Below are 23624 nucleotides of genomic sequence, written 5' to 3' on the forward strand. Positions count from 1 at the left end.
GCCAGCAGCTCTGCATGTTGTCCCGAAATCAGAACTTCAAGCGCCCTACTTTCCATTGGTGCCCACACCTTCCCAGCTGCTTACCGCATATTGCAGGAGTCTTTCGTACTCGTCGTTTTCCGCACTCGTATCCTCCGATGCGGCCGCATGGTACACATCGCCCTCCAAAGCCAGCTCGAGCCCTAGTGGAGAGAGCACCATCGCGAGCTTTTCAATGCCTACACCAGGAGCTTGACCGGCCTCAATCAGACGAACGAGCCGCTCGGAAACCCCTGCCATACTCGCCAACTGCTTCTGCGTGAGAGCCAGTGTGTGTCTACGCTCCCTGACGGCAGCAGCAACAGTGTTTATGAAGGTTGTTGCGTTCATGGTTGATCCTCGTGTCCTTCGGATAGAAAACGCTGAGGTAGTATTGTGCCGATTTCAGTTCGGTAAAATAGTGCCTCTACTATAGCGGCATAATTATTCCTATGCAAGTCCTCGATTGACCCCAGAGTAGAATGCGGCTGCTTCCCGTGAGCGTGACTGACAAATCTGAAGACAACAAAGGTTAGCAGATGCGATCCCCTGCCACAGCGACAGCCTTGTCACTGAAGGCGATACCATAACGGAGATTGCCCACACTGTTGACCGCCCACCCGTCGTAGGCACGGTCGGCAACCTGGGCCAAAGCTTCCTTAGCAAGTTCACGCAAGCCCTCTTCGGACAGCGTTTCGGGCCTCGCGTATTTAATCTCGATGGTGATGAGGGGCGCACGCTTAGGATTATCTGGCACAATCTGGATATCAAAACGGCCGCGGCCCGCCTCGCGATTCGACTGCGGCCGTCCATAGTATGGTATCCCAAACAACAACCCTAACACGAGCATGTGGTAGCTGTTTTCATTCACCAGATCGAAGAAACTAGCGGAATCCAGCAAGATGCGCTCGAGCTCTTCTTCCACAAGAGCTTCCTCGCCGCGCATCAGAGCGGCATGAAGGTCGTCCAATCGGTCGCGGCCGCCAGCCATCTCAGCGAAACGCTCGATGACCTCGCCTTGAAACAGCAGGCCAATTTCGCGATTAGGAATACGCAAGGCTCGCAGGATATCTGTGCGATTAGGCGATCCGGTGTCATCGGTGGTTACGTAACCGGCCAAATACAGCATACTCCACAGGGCCCCTTTGCGCAGGCCAACATCGGGAAACACGATACCCAAATCCAGCGGCTCGCGCACAGTGCCACCGGGCTCTAAAAGGCCGTAGAGTTTTCCCAGCAGGCGGTCGTCGGCACTACGAACCATGTCGCCTAAAACCGCATTGCTCGAGGTGTTACCCCAATACACATCGGCTTTACCCCCGCTTCGGAAGTAGTTGAGCGTGCTCCAGGGATTGTACACGTCCGTGTTGCCAAAGCGATAACCATCGTACCAATACCCGGCCTCAGTTACGCAATTCTTGCACCCCAAATACTCGGCCAGGGCATCCACTTCTGCTTGAGTAAAACCGTAGCGCTCATCGGAGGCCGTATCGAGAGCGGTGTTCACCGTCATGTTATTCAAATCTGAAAAGATAGACTCCTTCGTGATGCGCTGCACCCCGGTGAGTACCGCGAATGCTAACGCGTCGTTATCCTTCAGCGCACCGGTGAGCCATCCTTTAAGGAAGCCAACCACTTCTGCATAGTAACCGTAGGTATAACCCGCCATGACGGGCGCGTCATATTCGTCGATGAGCACCACGACACGCCTACCGTGATGCTTAAAGAGCATCTGTGAAAGCGTAGCAAGAGACTTCTGCACTTCCGCATCCTCGCCCTCTCCAGAGGCAAGACGCAAGACCAACTCTTTTTCCACCGCACTCAAACGATCGCTTTCACCCAAGTACTCGTGACGCCGATACTCTGCTGCAATGTTAGCGGCTATCGCCTCTCGTGCATTACTCCATACCTGCTGCTTCACATCGTTAAACGAATAGCGAATGACCGGATAAGCCCCGGCATGAATTTGGTAGCGACCGCTGTCAGCATCCCAAATGGCCAGGTTGCCGAACAATGCCGGAATATCTACGGGCAGCGGATAACCCGGCACCTCAGCTTCAAAGAAGCGTTGCAACATATTCAGGTTCAACGACTTGCCAAAGCGGCGCGGCCGGCAGAACAACGTGACCGACGAACCACTGTCGAGCACATCGGCAATAAGCATCGACTTATCGATAAACACCGAGTTTTCTACCACCGTGGCGAAGTTGCTGTTCCCAATGGGCAACATCTTGCGGCCCGCAAGATCAGAGATACGCACCTTCCCCTTGCGAAATATGCCATCTTTGTATAACCCGCTCGACTCGCCCATGGTTCTACCGCTTTCACCGCATTATCCGTTGATTAAGGCTATTATAGCCGACGACCCATACTGCGCTCTGCGGCGGATTTCGAGACTCGGCCACAACTCGCATCCGGCCAAAGAGGGTTTCGCTGACCACGGGACAACGTGGATAATGGGAACACTATCCGAATTTGCTTCAAAGGGCGGAACCAACGGGGACAATTCGGGACAATGACCTTGTGTCCCCGGTGTCCCGATTCGCCTGTAACCGACAATCGAACTGGAAAACGAGTGCTTAACTAACCACTAGGCTTTATGCATTACACGAACGTCGCGGGTATCCAGAAGCGCGACGGTGTAGACTGCTATCCCGTCAATGTGCACTGCGCCATGATCGTGTGGGACACTATGTGTTCCGTGATGTGCTGGGTGCTTATGATTGAGTACGATTTCTTCTGGTTGTTTACCCTGTTCGGAGTTCTCGAGCCCATTTGGGTCATTAGCGAAGTTATGGCCATTAAGACGGTAGTAAAAACACTTGACGCGAATCGCTTCGGCTTTGAACCAATCGAGTTGTATAGCCCTGGGTTTCTCCAAAGCTGAGACCGTTGGCAAACGTGGATCACTAAAGTGTGGTCTACGTTTGCTTATCAGGCATTACATAGACAGGGAATGGCTCTCAACGTTTATCCACTGAGCAGTTTCTCGGATTCCCACAATAAGCAGTTGGAAGCACTCCAAACCATGCCGGCAGCACGTAGACGCCCGTGAGGTGGTTTCCGTCATAGCACCCATACCCACTACTTCACCATTGTCGCCGTGCAGAACACGCACTAAGCAGCTTCGTACACTACATGACCGAACGTCGCAGGACTCGATAGGTGTTGCCTATTTGAGCTCCACTTTCATCAAAGCAGGCGGACGCTTCGACAAACCCTTCCCTGCGCAAGCGCACGAGCGCACGGTCGGCGGTTTTATCACTACAACCAATGGCTTGGGCGATATCGCGCTTCGTGCACCGCGCCACGCCGTCGGTTGCCGTTAGATTAACAAGATAGTTAAGAATCTGTTGCTGGGAGCGCGTCAGATGCCAAGCTCGTTCCCTTTTCATGTTAGAGTTACGCCCCCTACATTCACACACATTTCAAAACGGTAAATGTCGTATCCCGCTCTGATTCTCGCAAACTAACATTGACGGTTTACGCTTATCGTATAGTTTTTCGCAAACCTTTTGCATATTACAGCTAAGTTCCGCATATGTCTTCTTTTTTCTGCGCGAAGGGGTATTTTTGCGCTACAAATGGGGCTTTCGCGACACGTTTTCTTTCCTCGGGACTTTTTGGCTTCCTTGGTCAGTACCGCTCTGCTTTGTCCCCCCTCCCCTAAATGAAAGTTCAGGAAGAGTGTTTCGGCAACCTGACACATCCATTGCGCATACGCTGCGCCAATCTGACACTTCCACCTTTGGCCGTTGCGCATTCATCCTTGTCAATTCGCCCTTGTCACCTACGCACCCATTGCAGAAAATCAAAGAAACCGCAATGGCGGCCAGCGATGCCGGGCGATGGCGTACAATGAAGGAAAGTACAGACGGCTCATGGAGGACCGCGGATCATGGGAGGTCACCGTGTTTGCTCCAGTTCCCCTGTCCCACCAGCAGTTCTTTCTTTCTGGCAGAACCTCTGCGGAGGCATTTCGCGCCGAAATGGCACTTGTGCGGCTTGAAGATCATCTAGCGTCGTCGTTGTTCGGACGATCCCTCATGCAAACTATCGCACGCATTGAGGCGTATTCGACCGTGCGCGTAGACGGCCTGCAGCCGAGCATGCGCGACTTGGCAGTGTACGACGCCACCGCTAAAAGCCAGCCGCCAAACGCCGCCGTACCTTCTCATGCGACAGCTCAACCCGATGCTTCGGCCTCCATGCAAGCCGAAGCATCGCAAGAGGCGTACCGCTACTTGCAAACGCTGCGTTGGATATCACACACAGTGGAGCCTGGGTTTACGTTCACGCCCGACTTTATTCTCGACGTGCATTCTCGCTGCGTACACGGAAAGCCTGCCGTCGAAACTGGAACACATTTTCGAGGCAACCCCTGTTTGGAGGGCACCCCCGAACGAGCACCCGAAGACGAATGCGAGAGCGACGCCGGAAGTGGCCCTGCATGTTTTCAACCCTCGCTACCTGAAGAAATTACCCCGCTTGTTAACGATCTTTGCGACTTCGTGAACAGCGGCTGCTTCTCCCCCATTGCTCAGGCGAGCTTCATGCATTTTCAATTTGAGGAAATTCGACCGTTCAAAACAGGTCTCGATAGAACGGGCCGCGCGCTTTCGCATGCGCTTTTCTACGCGCGTGGCCTGGTGAAAAGCATCATTGCACCCATCGCCTTGCTGCCTGCCATCAATACTCCTTGTCACGCGAAGCTGCTTTTGCCATACCGTTTCGGCAATTCGATGGACGACCGCGATCGCGCCCTGGCGTTGGACAACTGGGCGCGGTTCTGCGCCGATAGCACCGGTGCCGCCGCAGCGGTTACCGAAAGCTGTATTGCCCATTTCGAGAAATTGAAGGCGGAATGGAGTCGAAAGCTGGGGAAATCGAGTAAGGGATCGGCCGCCGATGCCATCTTGCAACTGCTTGCCGGCTATCCGCTGATCACGGTAGAGTGCGCGTGCAAGCTTACCGGCAAGAGCTTTTCGGCATGCAACGATGCACTCAACAGAATGCATCGTAGCGGCATTGTACAAACGTGCGACGACGCGCGTTCCCCCAGCAGAATCTTCGAAGCGAGCGGCGCTTTCGCCCTCATCGACGGAGCAACAACATCGCTGCTGTCGGCTCATCCTGTTTCGCGCGAACTGTTCGCCGGCAACCAGCCTCGAAACTGACCGGTAAGCGCGATGTTGGCAGCATCAGCAACGCCGCCAACGCCAGTTCTTTACCCTACCTGGCTAAGCGGCGTTGCCTGCAACACCGCGCTTTTGGCTTACTCCGAGCTAAGCGGCGTTATTGGCAGTGCCAGCAACGCCGCCCTCTGCTGCCCTAAGCCAGGCGCTTTGCCAGTGTGGCGATGGCGGGATATAACGCACGGCGCGATCCTGCGGCCACGGCAGCAGCAAACGGGCCCACCCAGCAGGCAAGATGATCGCAACAGAAATCGTCAATTGCACGCTGCTTGAATAAAGCTATATCTTCGTTGCCATCGCACCAGGCGCGCGCTTCCTCGTTTGCCAACATCGCAATGAATTCGAGTTCGATGGCAATATGGTCAGGAAAGTCAATGAACAACTCGGGCATGGCATAGCCGAACTTTGCATAACATGCACGCACCGCACGTTCGGACGGACCACGAAGACGACCTCGCCCGCCTTCCTCATGTGCAGTAAGGAAGAACGACTCGTACGGAGGCGCGAGCACCTTGCCTGGCCCCACGAACAGCCGATTGTACTCGACCTCAAGCGCAAGCCGCGCCTGAGTCAATTCCATGTGCGCAAGCGCGAGCTCTTCGCTCTTGACGGCGGCAAGCGCCTGCACGAGCTCTTCGTCATCACCCGTGTTAATCAGGCTTTCTAACTGATCCGACAGCGCGCCCGACTGCAACTCGCCTGCCAAGCCTTCGGTGGGACGCAACAGGCAGCGCGAAAGCGTTTCAGCAAGCAGCGCAAACGCCTGCGCAGCTTGCGCCTGCGTCTGGTTCTCGTTCGGCGCAACCTGCGGTGGCGTCTGCGTTAACACCTGCGGCGGTACAGCCTGCGGTGGTACCTGTTTCGACACAACCTGCGGTGGTACCTGCGCGCACCGTTCGCTCATGACAATCAACCTTCCTTTCGGCGCCGCACCGCGACGCAACCGACGTAGTCGGCACGACCGATGCGGCGCCATACGTGCGACACCCTTTGCGTGCGCTACGCCTTCTTCACCGACCACCAGTAGTACACGTTCGGTTGTGTTCCCGCTTCTTCGTCGTAGCGTTCGACGTCGTTTTCCGCAATAATCTTCGAAATGGCCGATTCCGGATCGTCTAAGTCGCCCACGGTGATTGCGCGGTTGGGACAGCACAACTCACACATGGTTTTTTCCTCGCCGTTCGACAGGCGGCGAATACACAAATCGCACTTGTCAACCACACCCGCCGTTTCGTCTAAGAAGCGAGCGTCGTAGGGGCACATCTTAATGCACGAGTCGCACCCGATGCAGAGCTCCTTGTCAACGACGACTACGCCGTCATCGCGCTTCCATGTGGCCTCAACCGGACAGGGGTCGATACACGGCGGCTCATCGCAATGCTGGCAGGGCACGGGTCGCCACAGAAACGACACGTTCGGGTAAACGCCCGCGGGCGCATCAAGCGTGGTTTCGCTGGCGTCGTTCAGCACGCGAATGCGCTGCAGGCCATCGGCAACCGCGTTTTCCATCTTGCAACTGACTGTGCAGGTACGACACCCAACGCAACGGTGAAGGTTGATAGCAAAGGCATATTTCGTCATGGCTTATCTCCTTTACGCCTTCTCGATCTCAACAAGATTGTCGTACGGCGCGAAGTTCGTTTCGAAGATCGCGTCCTGAGCTGGGTTGAGCTTCATGTGGAGCAGATCGCGGTAATGACTGTTCTCGGGGAAGTGCTTCGGCCACCAGCCTTGCCGCTGGTTCACGCAGCCTGGCTTCAGCTCTTCGGTCACCAGCGCCTTCACCCGGTACTCGCCGCGATCGTTGAACACTCGCACCACATCGCCAGTCGCGATGCCACGATCCTGCGCGTCGGCGGTAGATATCTCAATCCACGGCTCGGGAATGAGCTCGCCAATCCACGGCAGGTTGACGTGCTGGCTGTGCGTGGTGTACACCGTTCTGGCATTCATGAACGTAAGCGGGAACTTGGCCGCCAATTCCTGACGGTTGCTCTCGGCCGGCTCATAGAACGCGGCCACTTCCTCGCCGAAATCGACCAGGCTGTCGGTGTAGATTTCCAGCTTGCCCGACGGCGTGGCGAAACGCTGCGATTCGAACGGAATATACGGGCTGGGGAAATCGGCTCGTACGACCTGCTTTTCCACAAGCTCATCGAAGTCAATGGCGCGGAATTCCGGCGCGGCGTTCCCTTCGATAACGTACTTGCGCGCCCATTCCTTCGCTTCGTGTTTCCACGACGTGTCGTCTTTGATACCGAAACGCTCGGCTACCATCTGGCCAATCTCGTAATCGCTTTTCGCCTCATACATTGGCGGAATCACCTGCTCGCGCGCCTGTACGTAGAAGTTCGACCAAGCGGTAACTACCTCAAACGGCTCTTCGTAGTACGATGTGGCGGGCAGCACGAGATCGGACATTTCGGCACCAGCGTTTAGGATGTTATCCGTGGTGATAATGAAATCGAGCTGAGGCAAAACCTCTTCGACAAGCTTTCTGCCTTCGGGGCCTTGCGTTCCCCATCCATAGTTGTTGAACCAGATGAGCTTAATGGGATGCGGCTGCTGGCTGGCAACAAGATCCATCCACTGCGTGCCTGGCAGCGCTGTGGCCGCATGGCCTTCGCGTGGCGCCATACCTTCAGGGTTCACGCTGAACAAAACACGCATGAGACCGCCACCCGCCCAGTTGACGCCGGCATATTGCTTGCCCACGTTGCCGGTAATGGCCGCCATCTGAATGGCCGCCCTCGTGGGAAGATGCCCATTCCAGTAGCGGTTGGTTCCCTGGCTGATCTGGATCTTCGCCGGCGTATCCTCGGCGTATGCGCGCGCAAGTTCAACAATGTCGTCAACCGACACTTCACAGATGGCGCTGGCCACTTCGGGCGTGTAGGCGGCAACAGAGTCAACAATCGCCTGGAACGCAGGGCTAGCCGTAAGTTTTTCGCCGCCAACCTCAATTTCGTACGTTCCGGTTATCGCAGCGGTATCGGGAACGTCGCACGCATCGGGCACCTCGCCTTGCACCTGCACCGACGGGTACGCCGGCTTCAAGTCATCAGAGAGGGGAGACACTTTCGCCACGGCGTTTTCCTGCTCGTCCCATACCAGGTAGTCATCGCCGTCTTTCACAAGCTTTCGTGTGGCCGCGTCAACAAGGAACGCACCGTTTGTGTTCGATCGAATGTAATCGGCGTCTATCTTGTTGTCAGCGATAAGGCAGTTCATCATTCCCATCATGAGCGCTGCGTCGGTTCCCGGGCGAATAGGAATCCACACATCAGCTTTCGCCGCCGTGCGCGAGTAACGAGGATCGACCACAATCACACGGGATCCTGCTTCCTGCGCGTCGAAGAGGAAGTGCATTTCTTGTTTGTTGGTTTCTGCGTAGTTGCAGCCGAACATGATGATGGTCTTCGACCCCAACATGTCTTCCCAGTCGGCAGCGTCTTGCTGAACGCCCGTTGTGGGAATCCAGCCCATGTTGCACCCCAAGTCGCCCATGATGCCGAAGTTCGTCCACTGCGTGCCGTCATACGTGCTGGCCATCATTCCCGAGAAGCACTGCGGGACGATGCCGTAATTGCCCGTCATCCCCAGCCATGAGTTAGCGGTAGGTCCGTAGTTCTCGATGTTGTACGTCATCTTTTCGCAGATGAGATCGATGGCCTCTTCCCAGCTGATGCGCTCCCATTCGCCTGAGCCCCGCTCGCCAACGCGTTTCATGGGGTACTTTATGCGATCGGGAGAATACACGCGCTGGAGCGCGTTCGAAATGCCGCACAGGCAAATGCGGTTGTAGTTTTCATCGGGAAAGTCGGCAGGTTCAACCTTTACGATAGTGTCGTCTTTCACGAAAGCGTTAATGCCGCAGCTTCCCACGCAATTCGGCGCACAGGTACACCGACCAACACGATCGTAATCGGGCTGCGCCGTGCCCACCGGCCCCGATTTCCCTAAAGGCGCACCGCCATCTGTGGCTTTCTCTTGCGTAGAACACGCCGTTAGAACCTGCGGCGTAATGGCGGCAACCGCTCCGACGCCCGCAAGTTTCAGAAACGAGCGACGGCTTGTTGAAGGCAGCATGCTTGCCCCTTCGTCGCCCCTACCTGATTCATTTCGCACGTGCGTTTCGCTCCACGGGCGCACCTCGCCTTTTGCTGTAAGACCTCTCGTCATGAAGCTCGCCTCCTTGATCGACTGCCAGCGTTACACAAGGGGCCAGGTTGCAGATATACGCATTCAAGGGAAGCGATTTCCCTGTACAGTAGTAGCGTGATCTGCGATTTGATTGAATTGAACGTCTCCCCTTGCCACGTACAGTATCTAGGCCGGAAAGGCTAACCTCAACAGGTTTTGGGAAATTGGGAAAACCAGCAATGACGGGGGTGCAGCAGGGCGCAGCACCCGTGTCATTGCGCGACGCAAACACCCCCGCATTCAATGCGGGGGCGTGCAGGGGCGTGGGTGTACAGAAGGTATAGGGGTGCAGGAGGCGCGGAAGAGCTCGGAAGAGCGCAGGGGGCGTAGAGCGCGGCAGGGCGCGGCATTTGCCCCCCTGCGATTTATTCTCGCTCGGCTATTTCGCCACGACGGTATGCTTCGAGCAGGCGTTCCAAGTCGGCGATTTGCTGCTTTAACACTGTCCCCGTGTCCGTGTCAGCCACCAGCGTTCGCGCACGCACGCTTTCCACCACACGCCGGGACGAATGGATGTCGAGCATCTTCTCCACCGCCGCTTGCCTCGATTCCAGTGGCTCATGGGCAGCCAGCACGAAACCGTACGAGTTGCTGATCAGCGTGTATCCCGCAATGCCGGTAGTAGGCTGGTAGGCTTTCGAGAAACCGCCATCGATGGTAAGCACACGCCCGCCGCACTTCACCGGGTCTTCGCCGTCCTTCACCTTCACCGGCACGTGTCCGCACACGATACGCGATTGGTCAGGATCAAGCCCGAAGTCTTCAAAGATACCCGCCAGTGCCGACTCGTCTTCCAACAGCGTGTAGAACGGGTTCTTCACTTCCTTGCGCGCCGCCTTATCGGCGATAAGGTACAGCTCAAACGTGGCCATTTTGCTCTTCGCGAACAGGGGCGAGCCCTCCCCCAGCCACAGGTACCACATCAGGTCGCGGCCGCACTTACGCAGTCGCGCGTCGTCGCTGTAGAAACCGATGCGCACCCAGTTCTCCATGGTGTCGTACAGCTCGCGACCTTTCAGTATCTCGCCGAACACGTTTACTTCTTTGAGCGTTCCGTCGGCATTCAGCGGCACGCAGGCGTGGAGCATAAGCGTGTTGTTCTGCACCTTGTACAAGCTGCCAACTTCTAGGAAGAAGCGCATGTGGCGCTGTAGCTTTTCGCAACTTGTAAACGCCTGCTCCAGGCGCTGCATCACGTCTTCTTCTTCGGGGGTGAGCTGATAGGGATTTTCCGGGTCGATTGTGGGGAACACCTTGTCGGTAAGCTCGTGTTCCACGCCGTCAAGAAGCACGGTGCCGCGCTCGTAGTCGATAAGGTGCAGCAGCTTGCGATCTTGCAGCCCAAAGCTTGGATTCTCGTCGATGAGCTGACCTTCCACCTTAAATTGGATAATGGCCATGGCCTTCTGTATTTTGATGTTCAGTTCAAGGTCTTGCGGGCTTAAATCGGGATTGCCCTTTAGGCCGAACGCCACGCACTGGTCGTCGGCGTAGGCGCGCTGCGCGAACTGCGCGAGCGGTAAGATGTTGATGCCGTAGGCGTCTTCCAGAATGGACAGATTGCCGTAGCGCGCGCAGTTGCGCACCACATGCGCGATGCAGCCGCGTTGCCCCAGCGACGCGCCCATCCACACGATGTCGTGATTTCCCCACTGAATGTCGAGCGCATGGTAGCCATAGCCCATCAGCGCGTCCATGATGACGTGCGGAGCCGGCCCGCGGTCGTAGATGTCGCCCACAATGTGCAGGTGGTCGATGGCCAGCTTTTGTATGAGGTTACACAGCGCCTCGATGAGAGCACGCCCGCTATTCGTACGGATGACGGCGCTGATGATGGCTTCGTAGTAGGCTTGCTTGTCGACGCCGTAACGATCTTCGGTCAACAGCTCTTCGATAATGTAGGCGAACTCCGGCGGCAGCGCCTTGCGCACGCGGCTGCGCGTATACTTGCTCGCGGCGCGCCGACACACCTCAACCAAACGGGGAAGCACGACCGAGTACCATCCCTGTATGTCGCTTACCTGGGAAAGCACCAGATCCATGCGCTCGTGCGGATAGTAGATAAGCGAAGCGAGCGATCGCTTTTCCGCTTCGTCAAGCGTGTCGCCGAACACGTCGTCTATCTTCATGCGGATAGACCCCGAACCGTTACGCAAGATATGGGAGAACGCCTCGTATTCGCCATGGATGTCGGAAGCGAAAAATTCGGTTTCCTTAGGCAAGTTCAAAATGGCGCTTAAGTTGATGATTTCCGCCGACGCTTTCGCGGCGGAAGGGAACGACCGGGAAAGAAGCTTAAGGTAGCGCTGTTCCGTTACGTCCATGTTCGTTCTCCTTGAAACGTAGTCGACATGATGTATGTTTGCGCAACACCAATGGGTACCGCCGTGTGGCTTGAGCTGGCGGAATTGATCGGTGCTTGCACTATGGTACCGTTTACGGCACGGCACGGCGAGCAGGGAAACGAAAGTGGCACAATTCGAGCTCCGTAGAGCTCAGGCAAGCTCCGTCATACTTCGTCGTGCTCAAGCGTATTCAGGCGAGCTCCGTTGATTTTCGTCGTGCTCAGGCGAGCGACGCCTTCAGCTCAGCAATGGAGTACAAGCTGCCAAACGCGCAGATGAGCCCGCCGGGCGCGGCAAGTTCGCGCGCACGAGCAAGAGCGCTTGCCATCGTCGGCGCGGTTTCCACCACGGCGGAAACACCTGCTTGTTGCAGCTCGGTGCGCACCGCGCGCGCCAAGTCATCTGCGGGAAGCGCACGAGGGTTGGGCGGGGCGGCACACACGAACGCGTTTGCCAACGGCGCCACCGCGGCAACCATTGCGCGGTAGTCTTTGTCGGCCAGAACACCGCATGCGAACGTCACCTTCCTGCCCGGAAACGCATCCCGCAGCGAATCGGCTAGCACGAAAGCCCCCTGCGGGTTGTGTCCACCGTCGATGACCAGGGTTTGTCCGGCGGGTGCGGTGGCGGGCGAGTCAACGAGCGGCCCGGCGGGCGCGACAACAGACGCAGCAACGGCGAGCGCAGCGGGCGCGTCACCACTCATGTCGGCGGGCGCAACGCCCAACGTTATCACCTCAAAGCGCCCTGGCCATTGCGCAGAAGCGATGCCTACACACAGCGCTTCATCGGAAACGTTCCACCCCCGAGCGCGTAGCGCGGCAACAATTTCGATAACAAGCGCGGCATTTTCCGGCTGATAGCTTCCCAGAAGCTGCGTTGTATACGTGCTACCTTTGTAGCGAAACGCCCGGCGCGCGCCGCAAACAGGTTCAACTTCTAGCTGTGAGAAATCGGGGATACGCACCATGCATCCGCAGCTCGCCGCAACGTGATTGATAACGTCCGCAGCTTCAGGTTCCTGAGGATACGACACTACCGTCGCACCCGACTTCACAATACCCGCCTTCTCACCTGCGATGGCTGCCACCGTGTCGCCCAATAGTGCCGTGTGGTCAAGCCCAATGCGAGCAATCGCGCACACCTCGGGCTGCTCGATCACGTTCGTAGAGTCCAAACGACCGCCAAGCCCCACTTCTACAACGGCAATGTCGCATCCACTGCGCGCAAAATACTCGAACGCCACGGCGGTCATCAACTCGAATTCGGTTGGGTGGTCGCCCGTTTCCGCAGCCATCGCCTCGGCATGGCTGCGCACGAATAGCGTTACCGCACGAAGATTGGCCTCGGATATGCTTTTGCCATTAACGCGGATGCGCTCTTCAAAGCGAATAATATAGGGGCTCGTAAAAAGTCCTGTTCGGAATCCCGCTGCCTGCAACACGCTGGCAAGGTAAGCACAGACCGAGCCTTTTCCGTTCGTGCCCGCAACGTGTACGAACCGCAGGTGCCGCTGCGGATTTCCCATGCGATCCAGCAAGCCGCGAATGCGATCAAGCCCGAGCCTGGACGCCTGCCATCGCGGCTCGTTGATGTACGCAACCGCATCAAAGCCTGCGTTAGGGTTCTCTTCAGCGGGCATTTCTCACGCTCCTGCGGAGAAGTCGAGTGAAGCTTGTGCGGCAGGCTGCTCTTTAGCAGGCTGATCGTCAGCGGACTGTTCGTTAGCGGACTGCTCATCGGTAGGCTGATCAGCTGATTTGCCAGCAGGTTGTCCACCAGCTTCCTGTACCACGCTTTCCGGCGCGCAGCGTGCAGCTTCTTGCGCTTGCTGAAGTGCATGTGCCTCGTCTGACTGGCGAATCAGTTCGCCGAGCGTATGGAAGTCGTCTTCAAGGGCAACGCGTTTGCTACCATCGTACAGCGCCGCCGCCGGATGGAAGATGGGAAAAACCTTGAAACGCCCCGCACGCTGCATGCTGCCGTGCAACCGCGTGATGCCGACTTCGGTTTTCAGGATGAACTTCGTCGCAAAATTTCCCAGCGTTACAATAAACTCCGGATTGATAGAGCGCGTCTGTTCACGCAGGAAGTCGGCGCACAATTGTATTTCCTCGGGGCGAGGGTCGCGGTTTCCCGGGGGCCTGCACTTCAATACGTTCGCGATGAACACGTCTTCGCGGCGCAGCCCCGCAATGGCCAGCAATTCGTTCAGGTACTTTCCCGCAGCGCCCACGAACGGTTCGCCCTGAAGGTCCTCGTTTTTTCCCGGTGCCTCACCAACGATGAGCACACGGGCGTGAGGGTCGCCCGCTCCGAACACCGTCTGCGTGCGGCCGTCGGCCAAGGGGCACCTTCGGCACGCTTCAACCTGCGCGCGGATGCTCTCAAGTGGCAAAGCGGGTTTCGACATGGTGAAACCTCCCCTTATCAGCGCCAGATGCGGGGCAGACGCGAGCAGCCGAAGCCGATGGCCACCTCGTGCGGAATGGTTCCCAAAAGCGTTGCCATCTCGTCGATGGTCACGCAAGCGTCGCCTTGCGAGCCGACGAGCACCACCTCGTCGCCAATCTGCGGGTCGAGCCGCGGCCGCAGTGCCGACGACCTCATGTCCACCTCGAACATACACTGATCCATGCAGATGTTTCCCGCCTGACGGCACAGCCGACCCTCGTACACCACACTCACGCGACTAGAAAGTCCGCGACAGTACCCGTCGGCATATCCGATGGGCAGCGTGCAAATCTTCACGCTGCCGGGACTGCGGTAGTTCAACCCGTAGCTTACGCCTTCACTCATGGGAACCGTACGCACATCGGTAATACGCGCATGCACGCTCATAGCGGGAACAAGATCGACCATCGACCGAGTTTCCCGGCATGAATGGAACCCGTACAGCGAAATACCCAGACGAATCATGTCGAAGAACGAATCAGGGTAGCGCATGCCCGCCGCCGAGTTCGCGCTATGCACGATGCCAGGGTCAATGCCGGCCGCGCGAAGCGCCCCCACCGCTTCGATAAAGCGCTTCAGCTGGATTTGGAAATCGAGCGTTTCTGCATGGTCGGCGGTTGCGAAGTGCGTAAACGTGCCCACCAGGTCGAGCGCGCGATGAAAGCCAACCTGCATCATGAACTCAACCACTTCGTCGTAGCGCACGCCAATGCGGTTCATGCCCGTGTTCACCGCCAGATGAAACGGTGCTCGCAGACCCATGGCATCGGCAGCTTCGGCATACGCGATAGCGAATTCGGGCGTGTACACCGATGGCATAACCTTGTAGCCTAAAAGCAGCGGGATAGCCGTTATCGGAGGCTCCGCCAATACCAGAATCGGCGCGTTCACCAGCGCTTCGCGCAGCTCAATTGCTTCCTGCACCGTAGCCACGCCCAAGTACTCAGCACCGGAATTCAGCGCCGTGCGCGCACAACGAACCGCGCCATGACCGTAGGCGTCGGCCTTCACCACTGCCATCAGCCTGCGACCTGCACCAATGCGCTGCTTGTATGCCATCGCATTGTGGCGAATAGCATTTAAGTCGATTTCAACCCACGACCAGCGCCGGTCGAGCGCAGGGATAGCGCGCAGCTCGTCGGGATCAAACGTCGCCGGCGCCTGGTCGGCATCGGGACGCGCATGATCACGTGCGTACTGAAAGGCGTTGTTCGCCCCCCACGAAGACGCCTCGCCGAACGTGCTCATAGCCGTCTTGTACGCGTCTGGACCTGCGGTGCGATGCATCGAACTTGCCGCCGACTCGAATCCGGCCGGCTTCCTGTTGGCGAATCCTGTGAACCCATTGGGCAAATCGTCTTGTGCCATGGTTGAACCTTCCTTACACATTTTTTGCTCGCGTGTTCGCGCGTTGACGCACTCGCACTCGTTTCGTTACTGCTTCACCGGTCGCCGCGATGACGGTTTCGGAGTACGGAACGCCGCCCCGATACCCTTGTTCTTTGGCTTGTCGGGTAGATGAATGAGCCGCGGCTCGAAATCGAACAGCTCGTCAACCGACACCACCGGATGCACCGTCAAGCATTTGTTCAGACAGGCGTCAGCACACAGGTTGCATTGCACGCAGTCTGACGCCGAGAATTCAAGGTAGCTTCCCACCCCGTCTTCGGGTGCGATGGTGCTTTTCGTCAGCGCACCCGTAGGGCAAAACACTGTGCACATAGTGCAAGCTCGGCACTTTTCTTCGTCGATCTCAACCGAGCCGAACAGCCTCGTTTCGAGCCGGGCTGGTTCGATAGCTTCGGCTGGTTCGATAGCTTCGGTAGTTTCGGTTGCCTCGTGCGCCGCCGCTTCCCCAATGGCATACATGGAATCGAGCAAGCGTCCGCGCCGTTCGGGTGAGAATTGCGGAAGCGAGCCACTTTCGGTTATTTGAAGAAAATCGCGCAGCTTTTCCTGCACCTGGTTCTCGGGGTTCTTCCCCACCAGGTATTTCACTGTTTCAGTGGCCGCATCGGCCGCACGCGTGCCCATGGACGTGAAGAAGCCGCGACGCGATTCGCTGAGCAGTTCCCATTTGTTGTCCACCAGCGCGCAATCGGGAAACTCCGACGTCCGCGAAATGCGAGCCAGACCACCCTGCACGGAAATGAGTTTTGTTGCGGTGCGCACCACTTCGTCGAAGCGCGGCACGCACGAGCGATACTTGCACGTCTTACACACGCCGTCAACCAACACGATATCGCGAACGCCTTCTGAGGCGAGCTCAACCAGCAGGCTTTCTTCGATACGCGCCATACACGGCACTTCGGCATACTTCGCCGGATCACCCACGCCTTTCGACGCAATGCGCGCACAAGCGAACACCGCCACGCCGCCCGTTTCCTCAACTACGATACGCGCGGCGCGCCCCAGCGTCTCATCGTCGGGGAGCAGCGGCACCAATGCCTCAACCGGGCATGCAGTCGTGCATGCTCCACACGACATGCAAGCCGCTGCATCGAATTCGAGCTTGTTTTTTTCGGCGTACACCGCACCTGCCGGACACGCTTCGCTGCATTTATGGCACGAGGAATGACGGTTGCGCACGGCAATGCAGCGGTCTTTCACCGGAAAAACCGCCTTGGTTCCCAGCACCTCTGCAATTTCGACGACATCCGCTAAGGTTGGCATGATGCATTCCCCCGTACCTGCTTGACCGTGGTTTTCGTCTCGCACCGCGCGGAATAAACGCGCGTGCACAGTGTATCGCAAGGGCGGCACGCGTGCGCTGCAACAGGGGCAAACTGCACGCAAGCGCCAGCTCTAGGGTAATACTCAGCGCACCAGAAAAAGCGGCACCCGTTTTGGATGCCGCCTCTTCCCCTTTGGTTCCCGTTCGCTTTACGCAGCGGCAGGGCTTCCGCACTGGTTTTGAGTTAGCGCTTGATGTTGTAGAACGCATCCATGCCAGCATAGCGGGCCGCAGCATCGAGCTCTTCCTCGATGCGCAGCAGCTGATTGTACTTCGCAACGCGGTCGCTTCGGCACGGGGCACCGGTCTTGATCTGGCCGGTGTTGCACGCAACGGACAAGTCGGCAATGGTGGTGTCCTCAGTTTCGCCAGAACGATGGCTCATCACGCACGCGTAACCCGCCTGTTTGGCCATCTCAATAGCTTCCATGGTTTCAGTCAGGCTGCCAATCTGGTTCACCTTAATGAGAATGGCGTTCGCGCAACCCAGCTCGATGCCCTTAGCAAGGCGCTTGCTGTTCGTAACGAACAGGTCGTCGCCTACCAGCTGCACCCTGTCGCCAATGCGGTCGGTCAAAGCCTTCCAGCCATCCCAGTCTTCCTCAGCCATGCCGTCTTCGATTGAGATAATGGGGAACTCGTTCACCAGCGCCTCCCAGTAATCCACCATTTCCTCGCTCGTGAGCTCGCGGCCTTCGCCTGCCAGCACATACTTGCCAGTTTCGGCGTTGTAGAACTCAGTGGAAGCGGGATCCATAGCGAACATGATATCGCTACCCGGCTTGTAGCCTGCGGCCTCGCATGCGCGCACAATGTACTCGAGCGGCTCTTTGTTCGTGGTGAAGTTCGGCGCGAAGCCACCTTCATCGCCCACGCCGCCGCCCAGGCCGGCGTCATGCAGCACCTTCTTCAGCGTGTGGTAGATTTCGGCGCACCAGCGCAGTGCCTCGGCGAAGGTGGGGGCGCCCACCGGCATGATCATGAATTCCTGGAAGTCCACGTTGTTATCGGCATGCACGCCGCCGTTTAAGATGTTCATCATGGGCGTCGGCAGAAGATGCGCCCCAACGCCACCAACATACTTGTACAGCGGCAACGCAGCGGACTCGGCCGATGCACGAGCCACGGCTAACGACGCACCCAGAATGGCATTTGCGCCCAGCGCACCCTTGTTGTCGGTCCCGTCAAGTTCGAGCATGATCGCATCGATGCGACGCTGATCGTCGGCCTCTTCGCCAATGAGCGCATCGGCAATTTCGTTATTCACATGCCCAACGGCATCCAGCGTGCCTTTGCCAAGATAGCGGCTCTTGTCGCAATCGCGCAGCTCAACGGCCTCAAACGCGCCGGTCGATGCGCCAGAGGGAACAGCAGCGCGACCAAACGCGCCATCCTCCAAAACAACCTCCACTTCGACGGTCGGGTTGCCGCGCGAGTCGAGAACCTCGCGACCGTACACATCGATAATGACGCTCATGAGTGCCTCCTAAAGAGAACGTTCGGAATAAACAACTGGAAGAATCATAGCACGACGCAGCCCGAAGCGCCGGAGCACACAGCGTTTTGTACAACTCCGAGCCTTCAAACAGCCGAATGCCCACGGTTCCACGGTTGGACGCGTACTTTCTCAAACATCCGCACCCGGACAATGGGGGTCAGACGTGACAGTAGGGTCAGGGCGGAGTTTTTTGTCACATCTGGCCCCCATTGTCGCGCCCGCGCTCCCCCTCCTTAGAACACCAGCGCAAGCACGATACACGTAAGCAGCCCCGCAATGAGCGCGGCTACGTGGGCGAGCGGAATTGATGAATCGTGAAGGCTTGTGCGCGCAACACCGGGCATGCCATAGCAGCGAGCTTCCATGGCGTGTGCCAGAGAATCGGCACGGCGAAACATACCAACAAACAAAGGGATGAGCACCGTCTGCCACGCACGCAGCTTCTCTTGCAGAGCACCCACATCGAATTTTGCCCCACGTGACAACTGCGCCACACGCACACGCTCAAACTCTTCCGCAGTCACAGGAATGAACCGCAGCGCCAGGCTGAAGATCATCGCCGCATCGTCTATTGGAACACCGAATGATCGAAGTGGCTTCAAAAACGAGTTCAGCGCGTCGGTAAGCTTTGTTGACGTGGTAGTGAAGCACAGCACCAAACTCGCCGCCACCAACAGCACAATGCGCACCGCGTAAAAACAACCACGAGCGAAACCCGCCGGATACCAGCCGAAGTTCCCTACAAGCACAACGGGCTGCCAGTCGGCCAGCACACCCGCAGACACGCCCGCCAGCCCCGATGCGACAACCCGGTCGGTTGCTGCGGATACGTCGAGCGCAAACCCATTGAACAGTACAGTGAACAACACAATTACATACACCGGTACAAGCATGCCCGCGATGCGGCTCACGGGCAACTTTGCCAAAGCGATCGCGCCTGCGAGCAGGAAAAACGCGCACAGCAAGCCTAGCCATGTTTGTATCAGAAACAGCGCAACAGAATAGGCAGCAAGCAGCACCAGCTTCACCCGCGCGTCGAGGGCATGCATCGGTGTTGAACCCGGAATGTATGTCTGCACGCTCAAGCCCATTACAACCTCGCCCGTACGCCTTTGAACCGTCATCCGCCCTTTTCAACGAAGGCAGATTCTAACAGAAAGGGTCCGCCGAAGCGGACCCTTTCTTGTGTTACTTGTGACAGAAACGCCAGAAGCAGCTTACTCGGCCTTCTTTTCCTCGACGGAAGCCTCTTCTGCTTCCTCAGCAGCCTCTTCGGCCTCGGCCGGAGCAGCCTCGGCTTCGACAGCTTCCGCAGCGGCTTCCTCAGCTGGAGCTTCGGTGGCCTCAGCAACCTCGGTGGCTTCCTCGGCAGCAGCCTCTTCGGCCTTATCCTCGGCAGGAGCAACCTTCTTCGGCGTAACTTTCTTAGGAGCAGCCTTCTTGTCGTCCTTCTTCGCAACGGGCTCAGTGCAGAACTCCATGATAACCATGGGAGCATTGTCGCCCTTGCGGTTGCCGAGCTTCATGATGCGGGTGTAGCCGCCATTGCGATCGGCGAACAGACCCTGCTCCACCTTCTCGAAGATCTCGCGCACAAGCTCCTTGTCGCCCATCTTCGCGATAGCCTGACGGCGAGCATGCAGGTCGCCACGCTTGGCAAGCGTGATGATGTGGTCAACGTCGCCGCGGATCTCCTTGGCGCGCGACTCGATCGTCTTAATACGGTCGTTCTTGAACAGCGCGCAAACCAAGCTCTTCTTCATAGCCTTGGTGTGGCTGAAGTCGGTGCCCAGCTTGCGGCCCTTGTAATTGTGCCTCATGATCCTTTATCTCCTAAAGCTTCAAATTGAGGTCCATGGAAATGAGCTTGTCCTTCACTTCCTCAATGGACTTCGCACCAAAGTTGCGTATGTTCAGCAAGTCGTTTTCGGAGAACTCAACGAGCTGGCGCACGGAATGGATGCCGGCGCGCTTCAGGCAGTTGTACGAGCGAACCGACAGATCGAGGTCTTCGATCTGCTTGTCCAGCTCGGCGTTCGACTCCTGGCCTTCGGGAGCGAAGATGGAGGGAATCTCGCCCTCTTCCTCGTCCATCATGTCGGACAGGCTTAGGAACGCGCCCATGTACTGGTTGATGATGTTGGCCGCACGGCACACCGCATCCTTCGGAGACAGCGAACCGTCGGTTTCAACCTCGAGCACCAGCTTGTCGTAGTCGGTGCGCTGACCAACACGCGTGTCGGCAACGTTGAGCGTGCAACGGCGAACCGGCGAGAACAACGAATCCACATGGATGACACCAATGGGATCCTCTGTACGCTTGTTGCGCTCGGCGGAAACGTACCCGCGACCCACACCAATGCGAATGGTCATGTCAAGCTGACCGCCGTCGGCAACCGTAGCGATAACATGGTCGGGGTTCACCAGCGTAAATTCCGTCGGCACCTCAAGGTCAGCGCCAGTAACAACGCAGGGACCTTCGATGGACACATGCGCGGTGGCCTCTTCGATGTCGTCGTTGAGCGCCGAGAATACCAGGCCCTTCACATTCAGCACGATGTCGGTGATGTCTTCGATGACACCTTCGGCCGTGGTGAACTCATGCTGCACGCCAGTGATCTGAATGGCGGTTGCTTTCGCTCCATCCAACGACGACAGCAGCACACGACGCATGCAGTTACCCAGCGTATAACCATAACCGCGCTCGAGTGGCTCGACAATGAAACGAGCTACCGTATCGTTGACTTCTTCCGTTTCTACAGTAGGCCTCATGAACTCTGTCATGCTTTATTAGCCTCCTTACTATGCTGCGATTATTTCGAGTAAAGCTCGACGATAAGCTGTTCGCGAATCTCCAAATCGATCTGATCGCGAGTCGGAAGAGACAGAACGCTGCCCTGCAGCTTTTCGATGTCAACCTCGAGCCAAGCCGGAACCTGGAAACGCTCGTTGGAAACCAAAGCGCTCTTGATGACCAGCAGATCCTTCGACTTCGGCGCAACAGCCACCAAATCGCCAGCCTTCACGCGGAAGGAAGGCACGTCGACACGACGGCCGTTCACGGTAATATGACCGTGAGTGACGATCTGACGAGCTTCCTTACGAGTGCGGGCAAAGCCCAGGCGGAAGATAACGCTGTCAAGACGCGACTCCAGGATAATCATCAGGTTGTCACCCGTGATGCCCGGCATGCGCTTGGCCTTCTCGTAGTAGCCGCGGAACTGCTTCTCGAGCACGCCGTAGATGAACTTCACCTTCTGCTTCTCGCGAAGCTGCATGCCATACTCGGATTCCTTGCGACGCCTTTTCGGCTCGCGCTTGGAGGTTTTATTGCTGCTGTAGCCGAGCACAACCGGATCGAGGCCGAGCTGACGGCAGCGCTTCAGAACCGGAGTTCTATTGATTGCCATGGTTATCGGATCCCTTCTAGTTGCGGCGACGCTTCTTGGGGCGGCAGCCGTTATGCGGAATAGGAGTGCAGTCCTGGATGCTGGCGATCTCGAGGCCAGCAGCCTGAAGCGAGCGAATAGCCGTCTCGCGACCCGAACCGGGGCCCTTCACGTAAACGGCAACCTTCTTCAGACCGTGCTCCATCGCCGTCTTGGCGGCGTTCTCAGCGGCGAGCTGAGCCGCGAACGGCGTGCCCTTACGGGAACCCTTGAAGCCCACCGTGCCGGCGGACTGCCACGTGATCACGTTGCCCTGAGGATCGGTGATGCTCACGATGGTGTTGTTGAACGTAGACTTGATATGCGCAGCGCCAACAGCGATGTTCTTACGCTCGGAGCGCTTGATGCGCGTGCGCACGTTTTTCTTTGCTGCCACTTAAGCTACCTCACTTCTTCTTTCCGCCGATTTGCTTACGGGGACCCTTGCGGGTGCGAGCATTCGTATGGGTGCGCTGGCCGCGAACGGGCAGACCGCGACGATGACGCAGGCCGCGATAGCAACCGATCTCCATGAGACGCTTCACGTTCTGGCTAACCTCGCGATGCAGGTCGCCTTCGTGCTTCACATGCTCTTGGATATAGTCGCGCAGCTTCTGCAGATCGTCTTCCGTAAGATCGCGGACGCGAGTGTCGGGGTTGACACCGGTTTCGGCGAGGATCTTCTTGGAAGTGGTCAGGCCAATGCCGTAAATGTAGGTCAAGCCGACTTCAATGCGCTTGTCGCGAGGAAGGTCGACACCAACAAGACGTGCCATAGGTTATCTCCTCTTTCTTCCTAGCCCTGACGCTGCTTATGACGCGGATTCTCGCAGATGACGAGAACCTTGCCATGGCGTCGGATGATTTTGCACTTGTCGCACATTTTCTTGACCGAAGGGCGTACCTTCATTTTTTCATCCTTTCGGTTATGCGTTTTCCGTCTATCTAAACGCCCAGCCGCTGGCGGTTGTTTTCCTTCATTTCCGCTGCTCCCCACGACTTCACGGCTACAAGCCTGCATCGGGGCGCAGAAAAGACGCTTCGCCCTTGCGGGATCGAAAGCGTCTTCGTGCGCGTGAAACGCGCGTGCTACTTGAACCGGTAGGTGATGCGCCCGCGATTCAAATCGTAAACAGACAACTCTACGGTCACCTTGTCGCCCGGCAGGATCTTAATGTAGTGCATGCGCATCTTGCCGGAAATGTGGGCCAAAATCTTGTGCCCATTCTCAAGTTCGACGTTGAACATCGCGTTCGGCAGCGCTTCAAGCACCGTGCCTTCGAGCTCAATAACATCTTCTTTAGCCAAGGGATCCCTCTTCTTGCGAGTGGTCAGTAAACAGCAAGAATGCATGTTAGCAAAGGAGATTCAATTATGGAAGAGATTTTCGCAAATAAGTGCACAAAACCAGAGAACCGGCGGTGCTGGTTTCAAAGACCTGCTTGTCAGGCCAGCGGTACTAAGGCCGCGCAACCCTCGCTACGCAAGTGCGCCGAAGCGGGATCGCCAGGTATTTGCGCTTGCGTGCCGAGTTAGAGACACGCAGCACCACCGCCTTGTCGGTGTTGACTGCGATACTGTACCAGAAGCACAAGCAGCATGCAAGCACAAACGAGAGAAGTGGGGGTGTGGACAAAAACTTGGACATCTGAGACAAGGAGATGGCCATGTATCACCATCACACCCAAGAGGAAAAGCAAGCTGCAATTGACCTCTACGTGACCAGTGGGCATTCCCCGATAACGGTCA

22 protein-coding genes are annotated in these 23624 nt (G+C 57.2%); 2 read left to right on the forward strand and 20 right to left on the reverse strand.

What is annotated here, in order from left to right:
- Nucleotides 1-45 precede the first annotated feature (45 nt).
- On the reverse strand, nt 46-369 hold the full coding sequence (locus tag G7Y43_RS01600) for a hypothetical protein (RefSeq protein ID WP_165043363.1): 324 nt from the start codon (nt 367-369) through the stop codon (nt 46-48).
- A gap of 181 nt (nt 370-550) precedes the next feature.
- The gene (locus G7Y43_RS01605; protein WP_165043365.1) at nt 551-2329 is read right to left on the reverse strand and encodes an AAA family ATPase; all 1779 of its coding nucleotides are present in this window, start codon (nt 2327-2329) and stop codon (nt 551-553) included.
- Between the two features lie 288 nt (nt 2330-2617).
- Here G7Y43_RS01605 and G7Y43_RS01610 point away from each other — a divergent pair, with 288 nt between their 5' ends.
- On the forward strand, nt 2618-2905 hold the full coding sequence (locus G7Y43_RS01610) for a hypothetical protein (protein WP_165043367.1): 288 nt from the start codon (nt 2618-2620) through the stop codon (nt 2903-2905).
- 247 nt (nt 2906-3152) lie between these two features.
- Here G7Y43_RS01610 and G7Y43_RS01615 read toward each other — a convergent pair whose 3' ends face one another.
- On the reverse strand, nt 3153-3413 hold the full coding sequence (locus tag G7Y43_RS01615) for a helix-turn-helix domain-containing protein (protein WP_165043369.1): 261 nt from the start codon (nt 3411-3413) through the stop codon (nt 3153-3155).
- Nucleotides 3414-3866: 453 nt separating this feature from the next.
- Here G7Y43_RS01615 and G7Y43_RS01620 point away from each other — a divergent pair, with 453 nt between their 5' ends.
- Nucleotides 3867-5195: a Fic family protein gene (locus G7Y43_RS01620; protein WP_165043371.1), complete on the forward strand. Its 1329-nt coding sequence runs from the start codon at nt 3867-3869 to the stop codon at nt 5193-5195.
- A gap of 154 nt (nt 5196-5349) precedes the next feature.
- Here G7Y43_RS01620 and G7Y43_RS01625 read toward each other — a convergent pair whose 3' ends face one another.
- The 17 genes from G7Y43_RS01625 to infA all read right to left on the reverse strand — a co-directional run bounded on the left by G7Y43_RS01625 (nt 5350) and on the right by infA (nt 23183).
- Nucleotides 5350-6117: a molecular chaperone gene (locus G7Y43_RS01625; RefSeq protein ID WP_165043373.1), complete on the reverse strand. Its 768-nt coding sequence runs from the start codon at nt 6115-6117 to the stop codon at nt 5350-5352.
- A 95-nt stretch (nt 6118-6212) separates the two neighbouring features.
- Nucleotides 6213-6794: a 4Fe-4S dicluster domain-containing protein gene (locus G7Y43_RS01630; RefSeq protein ID WP_165043375.1), complete on the reverse strand. Its 582-nt coding sequence runs from the start codon at nt 6792-6794 to the stop codon at nt 6213-6215.
- A gap of 12 nt (nt 6795-6806) precedes the next feature.
- A complete protein-coding gene (locus tag G7Y43_RS01635) occupies nt 6807-9395 on the reverse strand; it encodes a molybdopterin-dependent oxidoreductase (RefSeq protein WP_241158100.1) in 2589 nt (862 codons plus the stop codon).
- A 386-nt stretch (nt 9396-9781) separates the two neighbouring features.
- Entirely contained in the window at nt 9782-11740 is a 1959-nt protein-coding gene (locus G7Y43_RS01640) for a fructose-1,6-bisphosphatase (RefSeq protein WP_165043377.1), read from the reverse strand.
- Nucleotides 11741-11981: 241 nt separating this feature from the next.
- The gene (locus tag G7Y43_RS01645) at nt 11982-13403 is read right to left on the reverse strand and encodes a folylpolyglutamate synthase/dihydrofolate synthase family protein (protein ID WP_165043379.1); all 1422 of its coding nucleotides are present in this window, start codon (nt 13401-13403) and stop codon (nt 11982-11984) included.
- Between the two features lie 3 nt (nt 13404-13406).
- A complete protein-coding gene (locus tag G7Y43_RS01650) occupies nt 13407-14174 on the reverse strand; it encodes a uracil-DNA glycosylase (RefSeq protein ID WP_241158101.1) in 768 nt (255 codons plus the stop codon).
- Between the two features lie 17 nt (nt 14175-14191).
- Nucleotides 14192-15583, reverse strand: coding sequence for an alanine racemase (gene alr, locus G7Y43_RS01655; protein WP_165043381.1), 1392 nt, complete (start codon nt 15581-15583; stop codon nt 14192-14194).
- A gap of 66 nt (nt 15584-15649) precedes the next feature.
- Nucleotides 15650-16888: a 4Fe-4S binding protein gene (locus tag G7Y43_RS01660; protein WP_165043383.1), complete on the reverse strand. Its 1239-nt coding sequence runs from the start codon at nt 16886-16888 to the stop codon at nt 15650-15652.
- 245 nt (nt 16889-17133) lie between these two features.
- A complete protein-coding gene (gene eno / locus G7Y43_RS01665; protein WP_165043385.1) occupies nt 17134-18426 on the reverse strand; it encodes a phosphopyruvate hydratase in 1293 nt (430 codons plus the stop codon).
- Nucleotides 18427-18680: 254 nt separating this feature from the next.
- Nucleotides 18681-19571, reverse strand: a complete 891-nt coding sequence (locus G7Y43_RS01670) for an energy-coupling factor transporter transmembrane protein EcfT (protein ID WP_241158102.1) — start codon at nt 19569-19571, stop codon at nt 18681-18683.
- 93 nt (nt 19572-19664) lie between these two features.
- Nucleotides 19665-20267 (reverse strand): 50S ribosomal protein L17, encoded by a 603-nt coding sequence (gene rplQ, locus G7Y43_RS01675; RefSeq protein WP_165043387.1) that lies wholly within the window; start codon nt 20265-20267, stop codon nt 19665-19667.
- A 13-nt stretch (nt 20268-20280) separates the two neighbouring features.
- Complete coding sequence (locus tag G7Y43_RS01680) at nt 20281-21231, reverse strand: DNA-directed RNA polymerase subunit alpha (RefSeq protein ID WP_165043389.1); 951 nt, start codon at nt 21229-21231, stop codon at nt 20281-20283.
- A 29-nt stretch (nt 21232-21260) separates the two neighbouring features.
- On the reverse strand, nt 21261-21857 hold the full coding sequence (gene rpsD, locus G7Y43_RS01685) for a 30S ribosomal protein S4 (RefSeq protein WP_165043391.1): 597 nt from the start codon (nt 21855-21857) through the stop codon (nt 21261-21263).
- Between the two features lie 16 nt (nt 21858-21873).
- A complete protein-coding gene (rpsK, locus tag G7Y43_RS01690) occupies nt 21874-22272 on the reverse strand; it encodes a 30S ribosomal protein S11 (RefSeq protein ID WP_165043393.1) in 399 nt (132 codons plus the stop codon).
- 10 nt (nt 22273-22282) lie between these two features.
- The gene (gene rpsM, locus G7Y43_RS01695; protein WP_165043395.1) at nt 22283-22651 is read right to left on the reverse strand and encodes a 30S ribosomal protein S13; all 369 of its coding nucleotides are present in this window, start codon (nt 22649-22651) and stop codon (nt 22283-22285) included.
- A 20-nt stretch (nt 22652-22671) separates the two neighbouring features.
- A complete protein-coding gene (rpmJ, locus tag G7Y43_RS01700; RefSeq protein ID WP_006363204.1) occupies nt 22672-22785 on the reverse strand; it encodes a 50S ribosomal protein L36 in 114 nt (37 codons plus the stop codon).
- Nucleotides 22786-22964: 179 nt separating this feature from the next.
- On the reverse strand, nt 22965-23183 hold the full coding sequence (gene infA, locus G7Y43_RS01705; RefSeq protein WP_165043397.1) for a translation initiation factor IF-1: 219 nt from the start codon (nt 23181-23183) through the stop codon (nt 22965-22967).
- Between the last annotated feature and the right edge of the window lie 441 nt (nt 23184-23624).

Origin of the sequence: Adlercreutzia sp. ZJ138 (assembly GCF_011038935.1) — a bacterium.
Classification (GTDB): Bacteria; Actinomycetota; Coriobacteriia; order Coriobacteriales; family Eggerthellaceae; genus ZJ141.

Coding starts and splice junctions, on each gene's coding strand:
- G7Y43_RS01600 (WP_165043363.1), bottom strand. CDS start 369: ATGAACGCAACAACCTTCATAAACACTGTTGCTGCTGCCGTCAGGGAG.
- G7Y43_RS01605 (WP_165043365.1), bottom strand. CDS start 2,329: ATGGGCGAGTCGAGCGGGTTATACAAAGATGGCATATTTCGCAAGGGG.
- G7Y43_RS01610 (WP_165043367.1), top strand. CDS start 2,618: ATGCATTACACGAACGTCGCGGGTATCCAGAAGCGCGACGGTGTAGAC.
- G7Y43_RS01615 (WP_165043369.1), bottom strand. CDS start 3,413: ATGAAAAGGGAACGAGCTTGGCATCTGACGCGCTCCCAGCAACAGATT.
- G7Y43_RS01620 (WP_165043371.1), top strand. CDS start 3,867: ATGGCGTACAATGAAGGAAAGTACAGACGGCTCATGGAGGACCGCGGA.
- G7Y43_RS01625 (WP_165043373.1), bottom strand. CDS start 6,117: ATGAGCGAACGGTGCGCGCAGGTACCACCGCAGGTTGTGTCGAAACAG.
- G7Y43_RS01630 (WP_165043375.1), bottom strand. CDS start 6,794: ATGACGAAATATGCCTTTGCTATCAACCTTCACCGTTGCGTTGGGTGT.
- G7Y43_RS01635 (WP_241158100.1), bottom strand. CDS start 9,395: ATGACGAGAGGTCTTACAGCAAAAGGCGAGGTGCGCCCGTGGAGCGAA.
- G7Y43_RS01640 (WP_165043377.1), bottom strand. CDS start 11,740: ATGGACGTAACGGAACAGCGCTACCTTAAGCTTCTTTCCCGGTCGTTC.
- G7Y43_RS01645 (WP_165043379.1), bottom strand. CDS start 13,403: ATGCCCGCTGAAGAGAACCCTAACGCAGGCTTTGATGCGGTTGCGTAC.
- G7Y43_RS01650 (WP_241158101.1), bottom strand. CDS start 14,174: ATGTCGAAACCCGCTTTGCCACTTGAGAGCATCCGCGCGCAGGTTGAA.
- alr (WP_165043381.1), bottom strand. CDS start 15,583: ATGGCACAAGACGATTTGCCCAATGGGTTCACAGGATTCGCCAACAGG.
- G7Y43_RS01660 (WP_165043383.1), bottom strand. CDS start 16,888: ATGCCAACCTTAGCGGATGTCGTCGAAATTGCAGAGGTGCTGGGAACC.
- eno (WP_165043385.1), bottom strand. CDS start 18,426: ATGAGCGTCATTATCGATGTGTACGGTCGCGAGGTTCTCGACTCGCGC.
- G7Y43_RS01670 (WP_241158102.1), bottom strand. CDS start 19,571: ATGACGGTTCAAAGGCGTACGGGCGAGGTTGTAATGGGCTTGAGCGTG.
- rplQ (WP_165043387.1), bottom strand. CDS start 20,267: ATGAGGCACAATTACAAGGGCCGCAAGCTGGGCACCGACTTCAGCCAC.
- G7Y43_RS01680 (WP_165043389.1), bottom strand. CDS start 21,231: ATGACAGAGTTCATGAGGCCTACTGTAGAAACGGAAGAAGTCAACGAT.
- rpsD (WP_165043391.1), bottom strand. CDS start 21,857: ATGGCAATCAATAGAACTCCGGTTCTGAAGCGCTGCCGTCAGCTCGGC.
- rpsM (WP_165043395.1), bottom strand. CDS start 22,651: ATGGCACGTCTTGTTGGTGTCGACCTTCCTCGCGACAAGCGCATTGAA.
- rpmJ (WP_006363204.1), bottom strand. CDS start 22,785: ATGAAGGTACGCCCTTCGGTCAAGAAAATGTGCGACAAGTGCAAAATC.